13 protein-coding genes are annotated in these 19,673 nt (G+C 68.6%); 9 read left to right on the top strand and 4 right to left on the bottom strand.

Going from position 1 to position 19,673, the window contains the following annotated elements; genetic code table 11:
* Positions 1 to 416: 416 nt before the first annotated feature.
* Genes MFF26_RS25535 through MFF26_RS25525 form a run of 3 tightly spaced genes read right to left on the bottom strand, consistent with a single transcriptional unit; the run spans position 417 to position 3,350 of the window.
* Entirely contained in the window at positions 417 to 1,631 is a 1,215-nt protein-coding gene (locus tag MFF26_RS25535) for an ABC transporter permease (protein ID WP_137829809.1), read from the bottom strand.
* A 36-nt stretch (positions 1,632 to 1,667) separates the two neighbouring features.
* Complete coding sequence (locus MFF26_RS25530; RefSeq protein WP_137829808.1) at positions 1,668 to 2,132, bottom strand: DUF4112 domain-containing protein; 465 nt, start codon at positions 2,130 to 2,132, stop codon at positions 1,668 to 1,670.
* Positions 2,133 to 2,189: 57 nt separating this feature from the next.
* Positions 2,190 to 3,350 carry an aminotransferase gene (locus MFF26_RS25525; protein ID WP_137829807.1) on the bottom strand — a complete coding sequence of 387 codons (1,161 nt, stop codon included), beginning with the start codon at positions 3,348 to 3,350 and terminating at the stop codon, positions 2,190 to 2,192.
* A 547-nt stretch (positions 3,351 to 3,897) separates the two neighbouring features.
* Between MFF26_RS25525 and MFF26_RS25520 the strand changes: the two genes are divergently transcribed.
* From MFF26_RS25520 to zwf, 6 genes are all read left to right on the top strand, one after another.
* Positions 3,898 to 4,071: a hypothetical protein gene (locus MFF26_RS25520; RefSeq protein ID WP_171015473.1), complete on the top strand. Its 174-nt coding sequence runs from the start codon at positions 3,898 to 3,900 to the stop codon at positions 4,069 to 4,071.
* 164 nt (positions 4,072 to 4,235) lie between these two features.
* Positions 4,236 to 5,657, top strand: a complete 1,422-nt coding sequence (locus tag MFF26_RS25515) for an MdtA/MuxA family multidrug efflux RND transporter periplasmic adaptor subunit (RefSeq protein WP_137829806.1) — start codon at positions 4,236 to 4,238, stop codon at positions 5,655 to 5,657.
* Between the two features lie 100 nt (positions 5,658 to 5,757).
* Positions 5,758 to 8,898: a multidrug efflux RND transporter permease subunit gene (locus MFF26_RS25510; protein WP_137829805.1), complete on the top strand. Its 3,141-nt coding sequence runs from the start codon at positions 5,758 to 5,760 to the stop codon at positions 8,896 to 8,898.
* Positions 8,899 to 9,007: 109 nt separating this feature from the next.
* Positions 9,008 to 12,325: an efflux RND transporter permease subunit gene (locus MFF26_RS25505; protein WP_137829804.1), complete on the top strand. Its 3,318-nt coding sequence runs from the start codon at positions 9,008 to 9,010 to the stop codon at positions 12,323 to 12,325.
* A 242-nt stretch (positions 12,326 to 12,567) separates the two neighbouring features.
* Positions 12,568 to 14,043 (top strand): efflux transporter outer membrane subunit, encoded by a 1,476-nt coding sequence (locus tag MFF26_RS25500; RefSeq protein WP_137829803.1) that lies wholly within the window; start codon positions 12,568 to 12,570, stop codon positions 14,041 to 14,043.
* A gap of 94 nt (positions 14,044 to 14,137) precedes the next feature.
* Entirely contained in the window at positions 14,138 to 15,646 is a 1,509-nt protein-coding gene (zwf, locus tag MFF26_RS25495) for a glucose-6-phosphate dehydrogenase (protein WP_238308852.1), read from the top strand.
* A gap of 63 nt (positions 15,647 to 15,709) precedes the next feature.
* Here zwf and MFF26_RS25490 read toward each other — a convergent pair whose 3' ends face one another.
* A complete protein-coding gene (locus MFF26_RS25490) occupies positions 15,710 to 16,573 on the bottom strand; it encodes an alpha/beta fold hydrolase (RefSeq protein ID WP_137829801.1) in 864 nt (287 codons plus the stop codon).
* A gap of 111 nt (positions 16,574 to 16,684) precedes the next feature.
* Between MFF26_RS25490 and MFF26_RS25485 the strand changes: the two genes are divergently transcribed.
* From MFF26_RS25485 to MFF26_RS25475, 3 genes are read left to right on the top strand one after another with little or no spacing between them, the layout of a single operon-like run.
* Positions 16,685 to 17,731 carry an iron ABC transporter substrate-binding protein gene (locus tag MFF26_RS25485; RefSeq protein WP_137829800.1) on the top strand — a complete coding sequence of 349 codons (1,047 nt, stop codon included), beginning with the start codon at positions 16,685 to 16,687 and terminating at the stop codon, positions 17,729 to 17,731.
* Positions 17,728 to 18,795 carry a FecCD family ABC transporter permease gene (locus tag MFF26_RS25480; RefSeq protein ID WP_137829799.1) on the top strand — a complete coding sequence of 356 codons (1,068 nt, stop codon included), beginning with the start codon at positions 17,728 to 17,730 and terminating at the stop codon, positions 18,793 to 18,795. The genes MFF26_RS25485 and MFF26_RS25480 overlap by 4 nt, the downstream gene beginning before the upstream one ends.
* Positions 18,795 to 19,571 carry an ABC transporter ATP-binding protein gene (locus MFF26_RS25475; RefSeq protein ID WP_373324536.1) on the top strand — a complete coding sequence of 259 codons (777 nt, stop codon included), beginning with the start codon at positions 18,795 to 18,797 and terminating at the stop codon, positions 19,569 to 19,571. The genes MFF26_RS25480 and MFF26_RS25475 overlap by 1 nt, the downstream gene beginning before the upstream one ends.
* The last annotated feature ends 102 nt before the right edge of the window (positions 19,572 to 19,673 follow it).

Here is a 19,673-nt window from a genome sequence, read left to right as displayed (position 1 = left end):
TCAAATCCAGCCCCCGCAACCAAACACATCACAACCACCGAACCGATCCGCCAAGGCCCGCGCCCCCAACAGCGCGGGCCTTGGCGCGTTCAGGGGCATGGATCGTCATGCTGGGACGGCCCGACACCGGGTTGAGCGGTTCCGGCGGGCTTTTGCCGGTCCAGTGCCAGCGACGCGGTGCGGCGATCCGGGAGGGCAGGGGAGGGCGCTCGGGGCCCACGGACACTCTGTTCGTATGCGGGCACTTGGCCCTCAGATCGCAGTCGGCATCCGGCCTCGTTCCCACCGCCCTGCGGTCACCTGAGGCAGAGCCGTAGCAGCGAAAGGGACAATTGGGGGTAACGCGAAAACACCTCGGCGACCGGTCGGGCCTGGTATGAAGGGGAGGCGGATCCCGCCGCCGCCGTCTCAACCCATCATCCGAAGGTTTTCCGCGGATCGAAGGCATCACGGACCGCTTCGCCTGCGAAGACCAGAAGGCTCAACATCGCCGCGACCACGAAGAAGCCAGTGAGCCCGAGCCAGGGCGCGTTGATGTTGTCCTTGCCCTGCGCCAGCAGCTCCCCGAGGGAGGGCGAGCCCGGTGGCAGGCCGAAGCCGAGAAAATCGAGGGATGTCAGCGTCGTGATCGAGCCGTTGAGGATGAACGGCAGAAAGGTCAGCGTCGCCACCATGGCATTGGGCAAAAGGTGGCGCGTCATGATGCGGATGTTGGAGAGCCCCAGCGCGCGCGCCGCGCGGACATACTCGAAGTTCCGCGCGCGCAAAAACTCCGCCCGCACGACGCCGACCAGCGCCGTCCAGGCGAACAGCGTCAGGATCGCGAGCAGGGTGAAGAAGCTCGGCACGAGGAAGGCCGACATGATGATGATGAGGTAGAGCGTCGGAATCGCGCTCCAGATCTCGATGACGCGCTGGAAGATCAGGTCGGTCCACCCACCGAAATAGCCTTGCACGGCACCCGCGACCACGCCGATGACCGAAGACAGGCTGGCCAGGACGAGGCCGAACAGCACTGAGATGCGGAAGCCGTAGATCACGCGGGCAAGAACGTCGCGGGACGCGTTGTCGGTACCGAGCCAATGCCACTCGATATCGCGACAGCCGAGTTCGCGCCCCTCCACCTTCTTCCCAGCCCGTTCGGCAACCGGTCTACATTGATCGTCGGACAGCGTCCAAGTGGGCGGCGAAGGCGACGGCGTCGGCAGATCGCTCATGAAGGTGTTGTAGGAATACGGAATCGGCGGCCACAGCACCCAGCCATTGGCCTCGATCTCCTGCCGCGTTTCCGGTGCGCGGTAATCGGTCTGGGCCAGGAAGCCGCCGAACTTCTCGTCCGGATAATCGACCAGGACGGGAAACAGCCATTCGCCCTTGTACTGCATGACGATCGGGCGATCGTTGGCGATCAGCTCGGCGAAGAGGCTGACGACGAACAGCAGCGCGAAGATGAGCGCCGACCAGTAGCCACGGCGGTTGGCGCGAAAATTGGCGAGGCGACGCCGGTTGAGCGGCGAGAGACTCCGACGGCGCTCCGTCAGCGGGTCCCGTGGGAGAGGCTGCATCTGCGGCGCGTTGCCCGGCGCGGTGACGGGCACCGCATCGGGCTCGGGTCGCAGGACTTCGTTCATCGACTCACCCTTCCTGAAGGGCGGCCGATGACCGACTCAGTCGAGCCGAACGGCCTTGCCCTCGATCTCGCTCGGCCGCAGCCCACCCTTGCGCTCCAGATGGCGACGCAGGAGAGCGACGTTGCGACGGTTCGCCTTGAAGGCGGCGTCGAGCAGGTCGCCGGCCAGCGGCACCGTGCCGATCGCGCCGTCCAGGGCGACATTCGCCATCATGCGCCAGACGAGCCATCGCGGCGCGCCGAGCCGTCTCGCCTCGTAGACGATGTAGGACGCGATCGCCATTCCGGCGATGTCACCGACGATCGGAACCAGTCCGATCACGGCATCGAGGCCGACGCGACGATTGATGCCCGGCACGACGAAGGCCGAGTCCATGAGATGAGCGAGCTGCTCCAAGCGCAGGAGGCTGGTCTCCGGGCTCGTGTCGGTGAGACGGCGCATCTGCGCCGCGCCCGCAGGCTCGCGGACGATGGTGTGGGGAGTGTCGACGCGCGTGGTCATGGCGAGGATGTGGCCCCGCCCCTCGGCTTCGACAAGGAAGCGGGAAACCGGTTTCGCTCACCGTGCTCGCTTCATTCCCGCCAAGCGGTCGAGCGCGGCGTCGAGGGTCGCATCGGTCTTGGCGAAGCACAGGCGCACGAGGCTGCGCACCGCGCCCTGCTCGTAGAAGGCGCTGACCGGGATGGCCGCGACGCCGTGCTCGCGCACCATGCGTTCGCAGAACTGCGTATCGTCCTCCGGACCGTCGCCGAGATCGATCGATAGAAAGTAGGTTCCGGCGCTCGGCAGCACGGTGAAGCCGAGTCGCACCAGTCCTGCCGCCAGCCGATCGCGGGAGCGACCGAGCCCGGCGCGCATCTCCTCGAAATAGGTGTCGTCCTTCCCCATCCCGTAGGCGACCGCCTCCTGCAGGTTTGGTGGCGTCGTGAAGGTGAGGAATTGATGCGCCCGCGATAGCCCGCGCATCAGCGGCTCCGCCGCCATGACGAAGCCGACCTTCCAGCCGGTGAGCGAGAAGATCTTACCGGCCGAGCCGATCTTGACCGTGCGCTCCCGCATCCCCGGCAGGCCCATCAGCGGAATGTGATGGCGGCCGTCGAACACCACGTGCTCCCAGACCTCGTCGCAGACGGCGACCGCGTCGAAGCGGTGGCAAAAATCGGCCAGCAGGGCGAGATCCTCCCGCGAAAACACCGTCGCACTCGGGTTGAGCGGGTTGTTGAGGAGAACGACCCGCGTCCGCTCGGAGAAGGCTTCGGCGAGCGCCGCTTCGTCCAGGCCGAACCGGGGAGGCTTGAGGGTGACGAAGCGCGGCACACCGCCGGCCCGGCGCACCAGCGGCAGGTAGGCGTCGTACATCGGCTCGAACAGCACGACCTCGTCGCCCGGTCGCACCAGGGCCATCAGGGCGCCGGCCAGGGCCTCCGTAGCGCCGGAGGTCACCATCACCTCGTGCTCGGGATCGAGATCGAGACTCTGGTGGTGCCGGTAATGCGCCGCCACGGCCCGACGGAGCGAGGCGAGCCCCATCATCGGCGGATATTGATTGCTGACCGTCTCGAGTGCAGCCGCCGCGGCGGCGCGGATATCGTCCGGTCCCTGGCCATCCGGGAAACCCTGGCCGAGATTGATCGCCCCATGGCGCCGGGCGAGGCCCGACATTCTCTCGAACACGGTCTCGGGCAATGTGGCGAAGACGGGATTGAAGCGGGACGTCATCTCTCGAACGCAGTCATGCCGTGTCATCGTGGCCCCGCCACCGGCGTTGGGGTCACCGGATCATGGATTGTCGCAAAGCCCGTTTCAGGGCCTCTTCGTTATCCCTGGCAGATCCCGGCAGGCCATCCAAGCGCCTCACCCTATGCGCCGCCCCATGCAACAGGGGCGGGTAATGACTTGCCCGTGCTGCAGCTCGAACTTCACAAGACAAGGGTCTCATCGATCAAATCTTCGATGAAGCAGCCGAATTCCATCGGATCGCGTGCGTTCACGCACATGACTTGATGATAGTGTGACGAAAACCGAACGGGACGGGCGTCTCGACGGCTGACGAATGTTGACGATCGTCATCCGTGAAGTCATGGTCTGTCCACGGTCGGACTGGTCGCCGCGCTTGAGGAACTTCGCCCCCTCGTTTCTCCGGTGTGGTCGGCCAGTCCGGTCGCTTGAAGAGGCCGCCGCTCGACACGGCGGCCTTTTTCATGTCCGCTCCCCGCCCATGATCCACACCGGATCCGGCAGTGCCTCGACTCTCTGGGGAATGGTCATGCGCCTCGTCACGTGCCTGCTGCTCGCTCTCGGCACGGGAATCGCCGGCCTGGCGCTGCGGGCGGCCGTACCGGTGACACCGGCGGATGACGGGTTCCGGCAGGTCATGCACCTCTACTGGTCGCAGGACGGAGCGCAGGTCAGCAATAAGCCGGAAACGTCGGCGCCCTAGAGAGACCGTATTGCCCGCCGAGGATCGATCAGCGCCGCAGCCGTACATTCTCAGGGGATGCGGCAACCCGCTGCTGCATCCATAGGCCGGATTCTCGCTATGTTCGGTCGGGGAGGGCAGTCGTGCCGCGCCGTGTCGCTCCATTCGCCGACGAGTCTTGAGGGATGAACGAGAGTTCGCCGATCCGCACGGAGACGGCCCGCCAGTATCCGGAGGCCCCGGCGCCGGAGATACCGACGCGTCCGGCGACCCCGGTCCGACGGCAACGCCGGTTCGGGCGCTGGATGCTCGTGCTTCTGGCACTCGGCGGCGCGGGCGCCGTTGCCCACCGCAGCTACGAGGCGCGCAAGCAACCCGCCGAACCATCGGCGGCGACTGCGCCTGCCGCCACAGGTCGCCCCGGGCGCCCGGCCGATATGAAGCAAGCCGTCGGCGTCGCGCCGATCGTGACCGGCGACATGCCGGTCGTGCTCCAGGGCCTCGGCACGGTGACGCCGCTGGCCACCGTCACCGTGCGCTCCCAGATCAGCGGCTACCTCACCAAGATCGGCTATCGCGAGGGCCAGACGGTGAAGGAAGGCGACTTCCTCGCCCAGATCGATCCGCGCCCCTACGAGGCGCTGCTCGCCCAGTATCAGGGCCAGCTCGCCCGCGATCAGGCGCTCCTGCAGAATTCGAAGCTCGATCTCCAACGCTACCAGACGCTGAACCGCCAGGATTCGATCTCCAAGCAGAACGTCGACACCCAGGGCGCGCTGGTGAAGCAGAACGAGGGCACGGTCGCCGCCGATCAGGCATTGGTCGATCAGCAGCGTCTCAACCTTACCTATGCCCGCATCGTCTCCCCGGTGGAGGGCCGGGTCGGCCTGCGGCAGGTCGATCTCGGCAATTACGTCACGGCCGGCTCGACCAATATCGTGGTGGTGACGCAGCTCCATCCGATCTCGGTGGTCTTCACGCTTCCCGAGGATGACGTAGCGCGGGTCATGCGCCGCTTGCGGCAGGGGGCCAAACTCACCGTCCGAGCCTATGACCGCGGCGATCAGCACGAGATCGCCACGGGCAAGCTCGATACCGTCGACAACCAGATCGACGTCACGACCGGAACGGTGAAGCTGCGCGCGCTGTTCGACAATGCCGACGACGAGCTGTTCCCGAACCAGTTCGTGAATGCCCGTCTCACCGTCGAGACGATCGAGAACGCGGCCCTGGTGCCCAATGCCGCGATCCTGCGCGGGACGCCCGGCACCTACGTCTACCTGATGGACGGCGACGACAAGGTCACGGTCCGCCCGATCAAGACCGGCGAGACCGACGGGACCCGTACCGTGGTGCTGTCCGGCCTCAATCCCGGCGACCGCGTCGTCACCGACGGGACCGACCGCCTGCGGGAGGGGGCGTCGGTGCGCGTCGTCGGCCACGCCGCCGGCCCGCAGGCCGGAGCCCCTGCCTCGGGGGCACCGGGCGGGACCGCCGGTTCGGCCGCGCCCGGTGCCCCGGCCACGCCCGCCGCCGGCACCCCGCCGAACGAGACCGGCGCGACCGAGAGCAGCGGCGAGCGCCGAGGCCGCAGGCGGCAGCAGTGATGGGCACGTCGGTGCGCGCGCGCAAACACACGCCCGCCTGCGCGGGGGAGGGAGCCTGCGGAGCAGGCGAGAGGGGGGACTGGGTTCGGAGGCAGCGCCCATGAATCCCTCCCGCCTCTTCATCCTGCGCCCGGTCGCCACGACGCTGATGATGCTGGCGATCCTGATCGTCGGCGCGGTGTCATACCTGAACCTGCCGGTCTCCGCGCTGCCCGCCGTCGATTACCCGACGATCCAGGTCCAGTCCTTCTATCCCGGGGCGAGCCCCGAAGTGATGACCTCGGCCGTGACCGCGCCGCTGGAGCGGCAATTCGGCCAGATGGCCAATCTCAACCAGATGTCCTCGCAGAGTTCGGCGGGGGCCAGCGTCATCACGCTTCAGTTCAATCTCGACATCCCCCTCGACATCGCCGAGCAATCCGTCCAGGCGGCGATCAACGCGGCGGGCAACCTGCTGCCGTCCGACCTGCCCGCGCCGCCGATCTACGCCAAGGTGAATCCCGCCGACGCGCCGGTGCTGACGCTGGCGCTGACCTCGACGACGATCCCGCTCACGCAAGTCAGGGACTTGGCGGAAACGCGTCTGGCGCAGAAAATCAGTCAAGTGGCGGGCGTCGGCCTCGTCAGCATGGGCGGCGGCCAGCGGCCGGCGGTGCGGGTGCGGTTCAACTCGCGGGCGCTGGCCGCCTACGGGCTCAACATCGACGATCTGCGCACCACCATCGCCAATCTCAACGTCAACACGCCCAAGGGCAATATCGACGGGCCGACCCAGTCCTACGCCATCAACGCCAACGATCAGGTCCGCGACCCGTCCGTCTACGCGAACTCGATCATCGCCTATCGCAACGGCGCCCCGGTGCATCTCACGGACGTCGCCGACGTGGTCGATGCCCCCGAGAACACCCGCCTCGGCGCATGGGCCGACCGCACGCCCGCGGTCATCCTCAACATCCAGCGCCAGCCCGGCGCCAACGTCATCGACACCGTCGACCGCATCAAGAAGCTGCTGCCCCAGCTCCAATCGACGATGCCGGCGGCGGTCTCGATCGCGACGCTGACCGACCGCACGGTGACGATCCGCGCCTCGGTCCACGATGTGCAATTCGAGCTGATGCTCGCCATCGCCCTCGTCGTGATGGTGATCTTCCTGTTCCTGCGCAGCTTCTCGGCGACGCTGATCCCGAGCCTGTCGGTGCCGCTCTCGCTCATCGGCGCGCTGGCCGCGATGGATGCCTGGGGCTTCTCGCTCGACAACCTCTCCCTGATGGCGCTCACCATCGCCACGGGCTTCGTGGTCGACGATGCCATCGTGGTGATCGAGAATATCGCCCGTCACGTCGAGGAGGGCGACGATCCGTTCGAGGCGGCGCTGAAGGGCTCCCGCGAGATCGGCTTCACCATCATCTCGCTCACCGTCTCGCTGATCGCCGTGCTGATCCCGCTGCTGTTCATGGCCGATGTGGTTGGGCGGCTGTTTCGCGAGTTCGCCATCACGCTCGCGGCCACCATCGTGATCTCGGCCGTCGTCTCGCTGACCCTGGTGCCGATGCTGTGCGCCCGGCTCCTCAAGCCCGTCGCCCATGGCGCCGACAGCCCGGTCGCCCGCCGCGAAGGCGCTCTTGCCCGTTTCGGCCGGCGCCTCAACGACGGGGTCATCGCCCTCTACGGCCGTTGCCTGCGCGTCGTGCTCGCCCATCAGGGCCTGACGCTTCTGGTGACGCTCGGGACCGTCGCGCTGACCGCCTACCTCTTCGTCGTCATCCCGAAGGGCTTCTTTCCGGTGCAGGATACGGGGGTGATCCAGGGCATCTCCCAAGCCGATCAGAGCGTGTCCTACGAAGCCATGGCGGAGCGCCAGCAGGCGCTGGCCGACGTGGTGCTCCAGGACCCGGACGTGGCGAGCCTGTCCTCGTTCATCGGCGTCGACGGCCAGAACGTGACGCTCAATTCCGGCCGCTTCCTCATCAACCTGAAGCCGAAGGAGCAGCGGGCAGCGGATGCCAGCGCCATCATCCGCCGCCTCACTGCGGCCACCGCGAACGTCCCCGGCGTGCGGCTCTACATGCAGCCGGTGCAGGATCTGACGATCGATACCGCGGTTTCGGCGACGCAGTATCAGGTGATCCTCGAGAACCCGAACCTGACCGATTTCGAGACCTGGGTGCCGCGCTACGTCGAGGCGCTGCGCCGCTCGCCGTACCTGGCCGACGTCACCAGCGACTACCAGGGCAACGGACTCGCGGCCTACGTCACGATCGATCGGCCGACCGCGGGCCGCTACGGCATCACGCCCGCGACGATCGACAACGTGCTCTACGATGCCTTCGGCCAGCGCATCGTCTCGACGATCTTCACGCAGTCGAACCAGTACCGGGTGATCCTCGAGGCCGACCCGGCGCTCCACACCTCCCTCGACTCCCTCGACAATCTCTACCTGCCGTCCTCGACCGCGCCCTCCGGGCAGGTGCCGCTCTCGGCGGTGGCCAAGGTCGAGGAACGGCGCGCGCCGCTCCTCATCGGCCATCTCGGCCAGTTCCCGGCCACCACGGTGTCGTTCAACTTGGCACCCGGCGTCGCCCTAGGGCAGGCGGTGGAGGCGCTGGAGACCGCCCGTCAGGACATCAAGCTGCCGGCGAGCTTCAACGTGGTGCCGCAGGGCTCGGTCTTCGCCTTCGAGACCGCACTCTCGAACGAGCTGTTCCTCGTCTGCGCCGCGATCGTCACCGTCTACATCGTGCTCGGCGTTCTCTACGAGAGCTTCATCCACCCGATCACCATCCTCTCGACCCTGCCCTCCGCGGGCATCGGCGCGCTGCTCGGGCTGATGTGGTTCGGGCTGTCCCTCGACATCATCGCGATCATCGGCATCGTGCTCCTGATCGGCATCGTGAAGAAGAACGCGATCATGATGATCGATTTCGCGCTCCAGGCGGAGCGCGAGGAGGCCAAGGCGCCCCGCGACGCGATCTACGAGGCCTGCCTGCTCCGCTTCCGCCCGATCCTGATGACGACGCTCGCCGCCCTCTTCGCGGCGGTGCCGATGATCCTCGGATCCGGCGTCGGCTCGGAACTGCGCCAGCCGCTCGGGATCGTCATCGCGGGCGGCCTGATCGTCAGCCAGGTGCTGACTCTGTTCACGACACCGGTGATCTATCTCGCCTTCGACCGGCTGGAGCGGCGCATCACCGGACGGCGGGAGGGCGGAAGCCGCCTGACGCCGGGCGAGGCGGTGCCGTGAGACGAGTCGCACCCGGGCTGGCGCGCATCCCCTCTCCGGATCCTCGCTCGTGCGACGACCAGACCCATCCATTTCGAGGTGAGGGCGGTGCCTGCCGGAGAGGGCGGTCATGAACCTCTCCGAACCCTTCATCCGCCGCCCAGTGGCGACCACGCTGCTGACGATCGGCCTGCTGCTCGCCGGGCTGTTCGCCTATGTGCGCCTGCCCGTCGCGCCGCTGCCCCAGGTCGATTTCCCGGTCATCCTCGTCCAGGCGCAGATGGCCGGCGCCTCGCCGGAGACCATGGCGACCACGGTCGCCGCGCCGCTGGAGCGGCGGCTCGGCGTCATCGCCGACGTCAACGAGATGACCTCGACGAGTTCGCAAGGCAGCGTCCGGATCATCCTGCTGTTCGGGCTCAACCGCGACATCGACGGCGCCGCCCGGGACGTGCAGGCGGCGATCAACGCCGCGCGGGCCGATCTGCCGACCTCGCTGCGTACCAACCCGACCTACCGCAAGTTCAACCCCGCCGATTCGCCGATCCTGATCCTGGGGCTGACCTCGGACACGCTCACGCCCGGGCAGCTCTACGATTCCGCCGCGACCATCGTGCAGCAGCGGATGAGCCAGATCGAGGGGGTCGGCAATGTCGATATCGGCGGCTCCTCGCTGCCGGCGGTCCGGGTCGAGCTCGATCCGACCGCCCTGTTCCACTACGGCATCGGCCTGGAGGGCATCCGCGCGGGGCTGGCCTCGGCCAACGCCAACTCGCCCAAGGGCGACATCGTCGCGGGGGATCGCCGCTACCAGCTCTACGCCAACGATCAGGGCCGGCAGGCCAGCGACTACCGCGACATCGTCGTGGCCTATCGCAACGGCGCGGCGGTGCGCCTGTCCGATGTCGGCGAGGTGGTCGATTCCGTCGAGGACAAGCGCAATCTCGGCCTCGTCGACGGCAAGCCGGGCGTGATCCTGTTCATCTACAAGCAGCCGGGCTCGAACGTCGTCGAGACGGTGGCGCGGGTGCGCGCGGCGATCCCGCAGGTGAAGGCCGCTCTTCCCGGCGATATCGACCTCGACATCTCCGGCGACCGCTCCGCCACGATCCGCTCCTCGCTCGCCACCACCGAGGAGACGCTGCTCATCGCGATCGTCCTCGTGGTGTTCGTGACCTACGTGTTCCTGCGTTCGTGGCGGGCCACGCTGATCCCGGCGGTGGCCGTGCCGATCTCCATCGTCGGCACTTTCGCGGCGATGTGGATGCTCGACTACTCCCTCGACATCCTCTCGCTGATGGCGCTCATCATCGCGACCGGCTTCGTCGTGGACGATGCCATCGTCGTGCTGGAGAACATCCAGCGCCACATCGAGATGGGCAAGCCGCGGGTCGAGGCGGCTTTGGTCGGCGCCCGCGAGGTCGGCTTCACCGTCGTCTCGATGAGCCTGTCGCTCATTGCCGTGTTCCTGCCGATCCTGCTGATGGGCGGCATCGTCGGACGCCTGTTCCAGGAATTCGCCGTAACGCTGTCACTGGCGATCCTCGTCTCGCTGGTGCTGTCGCTGACGACGACACCGATGATGTGCGCGCTGCTGCTCCGGCCCGCGGCCGAGCAGCACCGGGGCAAGCGCCCCAACCTGTTCCTGCGCATCCTGGAGGGCGGCTTCGACCGGGTGCTGCGGGGCTACGAGCGGACCCTGCGCCTCGCGCTCCACCACCGGCGCATCACGGCGCTGAGCGTGTTCGCGGCGATCGGGCTCACGGTCTACGGTTACGTCATCGTGCCGAAGGGGTTCTTCCCCGATCAGGATACCGGCCAGCTCATGGGCGGCATCCAGGCCGACCAGCGCATCTCGTTCCAGGCGATGAAGCAGAAGCTGGAACAGGCGAGCGCCATCGTGCAGGCCGATCCGGCCGTGGAGAGCATCGTCGGCTTCACGGGCGGGCGCGGCACCAATTCGGCCAACGTGTTCGTCGGCTTGAAACCCCTCGGCCAGCGCGATCCCATCGAGAAAGTGATGGCGCGGCTGCGGCCCAAGCTCGCCCAGGTGCCCGGCGCCCGCCTCTACCTGTTCCCGCGCCAGGACCTGAAGATGGGCGGGCGCCAGAGCTTCGCCCAGTTCCAGTACACCCTCCAGGGCGACACAGCCGCCGAACTCTACGCCGCCGCGCCGCAGCTCCTCCAGGCGCTGCAGAAGCGCACCGACATCTTCGCCGACGTCACCTCCGATCAACAGGAAGGTGGACTGGAGAGCCGCCTCGTCATCGACAGGCCGACGGCCTTCCGCTACGGCATCACCCCGGATCAGATCGACAACACCCTCTACGACGCCTTCGGCCAGCGTCAGGTCTCGACGATCTACAACCCCCTCAACCAGTACCACGTGGTGATGGAGATCGCGCCGCGATACCTGCAGAACCCGGAGGTCCTGAAGACGATCTACGTCTCGACCACCGGGGGAAAAGCGCGGGGCTCGGCCACGACCAACGCCGTCGCCGGCACCGTCTCGGCGACCACGCAGGACGCCGCGACCGCACAGGCCGCCACCACCTCCGGCTCGACGCCGACTGCGGCGAGCATCGCCGCCGATTCCGCGCGCAACGCCGCCGGCAATGCCATCGCGGCGAGCAAGGGCGGCGCGTCGTCGAGCGCGCCGGTATCGAGCGCCAAGGAAACCATGGTGCCGCTGTCGGCTTTCGCCCGGTTCGAGACCGGCAGCGCGCCGGTGCAGGTGGCCCATCAGGGCCTGTTCGTGGCGACGACGATCTCGTTCAACCTCGTGCCGGGCAAGAGCCTCGGGGATGCCACCGCGGTCATCGAGAAGACCATGGCCGAGCTGCAACTGCCCCAGACCATCCACGGCGAGTTCGCCGGCACCGCCAAGAGCTTCCAGGAATCCTCCTCGCGCCAGCCGCTGCTGATCCTGGCGGCGCTGCTGGCCGTCTACGCGGTGCTCGGCATCCTCTACGAGAGCTACGTCCACCCCCTGACGATCCTCTCGACGCTGCCCTCCGCCGGCATCGGGGCGATCGTCGCGCTGCTCTCCACCGGCACCGAATTCACGATCATCGCGCTGATCGCGGTGTTCCTGCTCATCGGCATCGTCAAGAAGAACGCGATCCTGATGATCGATTTCGCCCTCGACGCCGAACGCAACCGAGGCCTGCCGCCCGGCGAGGCGATCTTCGAAGCCTGCATCCTGCGTTTCCGCCCGATCATGATGACGACGGTGGCGGCCTTGCTCGGCGCCGCCCCGCTCATCATCGCGGGCGGCGAAGGGGCGGAGCTGCGCCGGCCGCTCGGCATCGCCATCGTCGGCGGCCTGATCGTCAGCCAGATCCTGACCCTCTACACGACGCCGGTCGTCTACCTGTATCTCGACCGTCTCCGGCTCTGGGCGAAACGTCGCCGCCGGGGCGGGGCGGCGGCGATGCCGGCCGAGTGATGGATGTCTCGAACGTGACGCATGCGGACGACAATAACGCTCCCGCCGACGGATCTCGGGCTTGCCCGCGTTCCGCAGGTCGGTGCCCAAGTCGAGCCGGCTCGATTTGGGTGGGGGAGGGCGCCCGCCGTGCCGGCGGGACAGGTAGCGAAGCGTCCGACAAGGCCGCTGCGCTCAGGCGACCCGCGTCGCGAGCCATCCCCTCCCGCCTCAACGAGAGGGTTTTCGCGCGCGCGCGGTTCTTGGGCGTCGCTGCCCTGGCCCTGTCCACCTCCGGCTGTCTGGTCGGTCCCGACTACACCCGGCCCTCGGTCGAGACCCCGCTCGGCTTCAAGCAGGGCGGCCTCCGCGAGGACAGCCTTGCCTACGTTCAGTCCAAGAAGGGCTGGCGCACGGCGCGCCCGAGCGATGCCTCCGAGCGCGGCGATTGGTGGCGGGTCTTCAACGACCCCACCCTCGACCGGCTGATCCGCGCGATCGACGTCGACAACCAGAACCTGCGCGCACAGATCGCCCTCTACGATCAATCCCGCTCCCTCGTGGCGCAGGCGCGCGCCGCCCTGTTTCCTACGGTGATCGGCGCCCCGAGCATCACGCGCTCGCGCACCTTGGGCACCGAGCGCACCACCGTCTCGCTTCAGGGGCAGGCGAGCTGGGAACTCGACTTGTTCGGCGGCATCCGCCGCCAGATCGAGAGCGACGTCGCGGCCGCCCAGGCCTCCGCCGCCGATCTCGCCCTGGTGCGCCTCAGCCTGCAGGCCGAGCTCGCCACCTCCTACCTGCAGATGCGCTACTACGATGCGCTCAAGCGCGTGCTGCAGGAGAATGTCGAGGGGTTCAAGAAGAGCCTCGCCATCGCGGAGAACCAGTACAATGCCGGCGTGGCGGCGCGCTCCGACGTCATCACCGCGCAGACGCAAGTTCAGACGACGCAGGCGACGCTGATCGCCGTCGATCTCCAGCGCGCCACCTTCGAGCACGCGGTGGCGATCCTGACCGGACGTCCACCCTCCGAGCTCAACCTACCGTTCTCGCCCCTCCCGGTGCGCCCGCCCAGCGTCCCGGTCGGCATTCCCTCGGACCTCCTGGAGCGGCGCCCCGACATCGCTCAGGCCGAGCGGCTGGTTCAGTCGCAAAGCGAACAGATCGGAGTCGCGGTGTCGGCCTTCTATCCGACGGTGACGCTCTCGGCCTCGGGCGGCGTGTCGGGCCTGACCAGCAACGGCGTGTTCTCGGCGGCCAACCGGGTCTGGGCGATCTCGGCCGCGGGCGAGCAGGTGTTCTTCGATGGCGGCGCCCGGGCGGCGGTGCTGCAATCGGCCCGCGCCGCCTACGAGGCGGCGGTGGCGAGCTATCGCCAGACCGTGCTGACGGCCTTCGGCGAGGTCGAGAACGGCCTGGCCGGCGTGCGCATCCTGGCGCAGCAGCAGGCCAAGCAGGACGAGGCGGTGGCCTCCGCCCGCCGCGCCGTCGAGATCACGCTCAACGAGTATCGGGCCGGCACCCAGAACTTCACCACCGTCGTGACGGCCCAAGCGCTGCAGATCAACAACGAGATCACCGCGCTCCAGATCCGGCTCAACCGCTTCACCACCGCGGTGTCGCTGATCCGGGCGCTCGGCGGCGGCTGGGACGCTCGAAGCCTGCCGACCGGCGAGGAGTTGAAGGGGCCGCGCCTGCCGATCGATCGGGGGCAGGCCTTGCGCACCGAGGAATAGGGCGGCCCGCCGGGGAAGCGGGGCAGCGTTGCCGGAACACGGTCCCGTGGGGGGTGTTGACGTCGCATTTCCACCGGCTGATCCGGAGCCGCTTATGGCCGACGCCCGAGACGAGAAGCCCGACCGGACAACTGTCAGCCCCCCGGCGCCGCCCTGCACGCTGGTGGTGTTCGGCGCGGCCGGCGACCTGACCAAGCGCCTTCTGATGCCGGCCCTCTACAATCTCGCCGGCGGAGGGCTCCTGGATCGGAACTTCTCCGTCCTCGGCGTCGACCACAATCCCCTGACCGACGAGGGCTGGCGCAAGGATCTGTCCGACACGATGGAGTCGTTCACCCGCGACCCATCCGCGGAGTTCCACCCGGACAAGATCGACCCGGAGAACTGGGGCTTCGTGCGCGATCGCCTCCACGTGATGCAGGGGGATTTCACCGACGACGCCACCTATCAAGCGCTGTCGTCCCGCCTCCACGGGAACGTCATGTTCTACTTGGCGGTCGCCGCCCGCTTCTTCGGACCGGTGGTCGAGGGCCTCGGCAAGGCGGGCCTGCTGAAACAGGAGGAGGGCGCCTTCCGCCGGGTCATCATCGAGAAGCCGTTCGGCTCCGATCTCGAATCCGCCAAGGCGCTCAACCGGACGATCCTGGCGCAGGGCGACGAGAGCCAATTCTACCGCATCGATCATTTCCTCGGGAAGGAGACGGTTCAGAGCATCATGGCGATCCGCTTCGCCAACGGGATGCTGGAGCCGGTCTGGCGGCGCGAATATGTCAGCCATGTCGAGATCACCGCCGCCGAGACGATCGGCGTCGAGGAGCGCGGCAGCTTCTACGAGCCGACCGGGGCACTTAGGGACATGGTGCCGAACCACCTGTTCCAACTGCTCTCCATGGTGGCGATGGAGCCGCCGAATTCCTTCGACGCGGAAGCCGTGCGGGGCGAAAAGGCCAAGCTCGTCGAGGCGGTACGCCCGATCCAACCGGAGGATGCGGTGCGCGGGCAATACGCCGCCGGCCGCATCGATGGGCGGGACGTGCAGGCCTATCGCGACGAGCCGGATGTCGCGAAGAATTCGCGGACCGAGACCTATGTCGCCCTGAAACTCCAGATCGAGAACTGGCGATGGGCCGGCGTGCCGTTCTACCTGCGCACCGGCAAGCGCATGGCGAAGCATCACACCGAGATCGCGGTGCATTTTCGGCCGCCGCCCTTCCGCCTGTTCCGCGACACGGCGGTGACCGATCTGGCCCCCAACGTCATGCGCCTGCGCATCAGCCCGGATCCCGGCGCCGTCACGACCCTGAACGTGAAGCGTCCGGGGCCGCAGATGCACATCGCCTCGGTGGATACCGGCTTCCGCTACGGCGACTTCTTCGCCTCCTCCCCGACCGTCGGCTACGAGACGCTGCTCTACGATTGCATGATGGGCGACGCCACGTTGTTCCAGCGGGCCGACAACATCGAAGCGGGCTGGGCCGCGGTCGAGCCGCTGCTCAAGGCCTGGAAGGACGCGCCGGTCGTGTTCTACGAGGCGGGCAGCGCAGGCCCGAAGGAGGCGGACGCGTTGCTCGCCCGCGACGGGCATGAGTGGCTGACGCTCTGAGGCGGCTCCGGGGCTCGCCTCCGCACCTTTGTCCGCTTGTCGGTATGAAGCGGCGGGGGCCTTTCAGCGCCGCAGAAAGTCGATCAGCGCGGCGTTCACCGCCTCGGCTTCCTCGTGCTGCACCCAGTGGGTCGCTTCCGGGATCCACTGGATGCGCCCTCGCTCGCAGAGGTCGAGGCTCGCCTCGGCGAGGCCTGGCTGGAGCGCCGGATCGCGCCGTCCCCACAGGATCAGGGTCGGCGCCGCGATCCGTGGCGGTTGGCGCGCGCGCGGGAGGCGAGCCAGGGCGCGGTACCAGTCGAGCATCGCCGTCACCGCGCCGGGGCGGCGCCATTCGGCGGCGTAGCGGTCGAGATCGACGTCGGTGAACGTGCCGGGGCGGCTGGAACGCCGCAACATCTCCCTCAATCCGTAGCCGTCGCGGGCGGTAAGCAGACGCTCGGGCAGCAGCGGGAGCTGGAAGGCACCGGCATAGGCGCTGCGCAGGATCTGCCCCGGATGGCGGCGCAGATAGGGGCCGAAGATGCCCGGATGGAATGCGTTGAGGATCGCGAGCCGCTCGACCCGATCGGGAAAGAAGCTCGCGGCCCAGAAGGCCACCAGCCCCCCCCAATCGTGACCGACGAGGCGAAAGGATCGGAAGCCGCAGGCTTCGGCGAGCGCGACCACATCGCCGGCCAGTCGGTCGAGATGGTAGGCCTCGATCCCCCGCGGCCGGTCGCTGAGGCCGTAGCCACGCTGATCCGGCACGACGAGGCGCAGGCCGCTTGCCGCCAGCGGGCCGATCTGCCGGCGCCAGCCGAACCAGCATTCGGGGAAGCCGTGCAGCAGAATCGTCGGCGGGCCGTCCGCAGGTCCGGCCTCCGCGACGTGGAGCTGCAAGGAGCCGACCGGGACGTGACGGTGGCGGAGATCGGCTTCGGGCATCGGAAGATTGTCCGCGGGATGGGTCACATGCCCGAACGCCGCGGCGCGGACGGGGTTCGAGCGGACGCCGAACCCGCTATAGAGGGTCGGATCTCACAAGGCTTCCGCTCGATGCCGTTGCTGCTGCGCTGCCTGCTCGCGCTCGCCTGTCTGTCCGTCTGGCCCGGACCGGCCGCCGCGCGCATGGTGACCGATGCCGCCGGGCGCCGCGTCGAGGTACCGGAGCGGATCGAGCGGGTGCTCGCCGCCGGCCCACCGGCCGCGGTGCTGCTCTACACCCTCGCGCCGCGAAAGATGATCGGCTGGCCCCGCGCGCCGAGCCCTGAGGAGCGCGCTTTCCTCACCCCCGACGCGGCGGCCCTTCCGTCCACCGGGCGGCTGACCGGGCGAGGCGGCACCGCGAATGTCGAGGCGGTGCTGGCGCTGAAACCCGATCTCATCGTCGATATCGGCAGCACAGGGCCGACCTACGCGTCGCTGGCCGACCGGGTGCAGGCGCAGACGGGCATTCCCTATCTCCTCCTCGACGGCAGTTTTTCCAAAGTGCCCGAGACGTTTCGCACGCTCGGCGCCGTGATCGGGGTGCAAGCCGAAGGCGACGCGCTCGCGGCGGAGTCCGAACGCATCCTGACGGCGGTGACCGCGGCCGTGGCCGCCGTACCGCCGGAGCGACGGCCGCGGGTCTATTACGGGCGCGGCCCCCGCGGCCTGGAGACGGGGCTGGCGGGCTCGATCAACACAGAGATCATCGAGGCAGCGGGTGGGCGCAACGTGGCGACCGCCGAGGGAATGGGCGGGCTCGCCGGAATCTCCCCGGAGCAGGTGCTCGCGTGGAACCCGGACGTGATCGTCGCCCTCGACCCGGCCTTCGCGGCGAACCTGCCCAACGATCCCCTCTGGAGCGGATTGAAGGCCGTGCGCGACGGACGGGTCTACGCCGCACCGGTCCTTCCCTTCGGCTGGGTCGATGCGCCGCCCGGCGTCAACCGCCTCATCGGCCTACGCTGGCTCGCCGGCCTGTTCTTCCCGGACAGCTTCCCGGAACCGCTGGCCGAGGCCGTGACCCGCTTCTACCGGCGCTTCTACCATGTCGAGCCGAGCCCGGCGCAGGTCGAAGCTCTGCTCGGCGCCACCGCGCCCTTGGACAAGCGCCGATGAGCGAGGCCGCCTCCACCGCCGTGGCACCGGGCGGGACCCGGCGGCGCCTGGCCGGGCTGAGCCTCGCGACCCTGCCGGTCCTGGCGCTCCTCCTGCTGGTCGTCGTCTCGCTCGGGACCGGCCGTTACCCGGTCCCCCTCGCCGACGTGTTTTCGCTGCTTCTGGCCAAGGCCCTCGGGCTGTCCACAGCCGTCGATGCCACGGCGCAGACCGTGGTGCTGCAGGTGCGCCTGCCGCGGGTGCTCGGCGCCCTCGTGGTCGGTGCGGGGCTGGCGGCGGCCGGGGCGACCTATCAGGGATTGTTCCGCAATCCCCTGGTCTCGCCCGACATTCTCGGTGTCTCCGCAGGCGCGAGTCTCGGGGCCGTGCTTGGCATCGTGCTGACGCTCCCGGCCGCCGCGATCCAGGGACTCGCCTTCGCGGGGGGGCTCGCTGCCGTGAGCGCCGTCTACGCGGTCGGGATCGCCGTGCGTCGGCGCGGCGCGTCCGATCCGGTGCTGACACTGGTCTTGGCGGGCGTCGCCGTCGGGGCGCTGCTGGGAGCGGGCATCGCCCTGTTGAAGGTGATGGCCGATCCCTACAACCAGCTCCCCGCCATCACCTTCTGGCTCCTGGGCAGCCTCGCTTCGGTCAATCCGGGCGATCTCGGGGCGATCCTGCCCGCGATGCTGATCGGCCTCGTCCCGCTGGTGCTGCTGCGCTGGCGCGTCAACCTGATGAGCTTGGGCGATGAGGAAGCCCGGGCCCTGGGCGTCGAGACCCGCGTGATCCGCCCGGTGCTGGTGGCTGCGGCCACGTTGGTGACCGCGGCGGCCGTCTCGGTGACGGGCGTGATCGGCTGGGTCGGGCTGATCGTGCCGCACGTCGCCCGGCTGCTCGTCGGGCCGGATTTCCGGCGATTGCTGCCGGCCTCGCTCCTGCTCGGCGCCGGGTACCTCACCGCCGTCGATCTCCTGGCGCGCACGGTCGCCACCATCGAGGTGCCGCTCGGCATCCTCACCGCCCTCGTCGGCGCGCCGTTCTTCCTGTGGCTGCTGGCCACCGCTAAGCGCGGCTGGGCGTGATGCTCGCGCTTCGCGAACTCGCCTTCGGCTACGGCACCCGCAGGGTCGGCGCCGGCGTCAGCCTGACGGTCCGGCCCGGCGAGGCCCTGTGTCTGCTCGGGCCGAATGGGGGCGGAAAGACCACCCTGTTCAAGACCATGCTCGGCCTGCTGCCGCCGCTCGCCGGGCAGATCGTTCTGGAGGGCCGAGACCTCACCACGCTGCCCCGGCGCGACGTTGCGAAAACCATCGCCTACGTGCCGCAGGCGCATGCGGCCTTCTTTCCGTTTCGGGTGCGCGAGGTGGTACTCATGGGCCGGGCGAGCCGGCTCGCCGCCTTCGCCAGTCCCGGCGCCGCCGACCATGCGGCGGCCGACCGGGCACTCACGATGCTCGGGATCGGCCATCTCGCGGAACGGATCTACACCGAGATCAGCGGCGGTGAGCGCCAACTCGTCCTGATCGCCCGGGCGCTGGCGGGCGAGCCGCGCCTCCTCGTGATGGACGAGCCGACCGCCAGCCTCGATTTCGGCAATCAGGCCCGGGTGCTGGCGCAGGTCCGACGGCTGTCGGAACGCGGCATCGCCGTCGTGCTCTCGACCCACGATCCCGGCCACGCCTTCCTCTGCGCCGATCAGGTCGCCCTGCTCCATAATGGCCGCTTGGCGGGCCTGGGACCACCGGCGGAGACCGTGATCCCCGACACATTGCGGCTGCTCTACGGCGTCGAGGTCGCGGTGGTGCCGCTGCCGGGAGCGAGGCGGGGGGAGGCGTTGTGCGCGCCGGTGCTGCCGTGAGCGGCCTCGATTCTACCCATCCCCCCTTTTCCCGAGTGCGGAGCAAAGCGCCGCCTCGAAGGAGAACTCCGGCAATCATTCGATCCTCGGAGACTGCCTTCG

This window comes from Methylorubrum suomiense, assembly GCF_022179765.1.
Taxonomy (GTDB): domain Bacteria; phylum Pseudomonadota; class Alphaproteobacteria; order Rhizobiales; family Beijerinckiaceae; genus Methylobacterium; species Methylobacterium suomiense.
The sequence above is the reverse complement of the archived record's forward strand: the minus strand, read 5'-3'. Positions and strand labels throughout refer to the sequence as shown.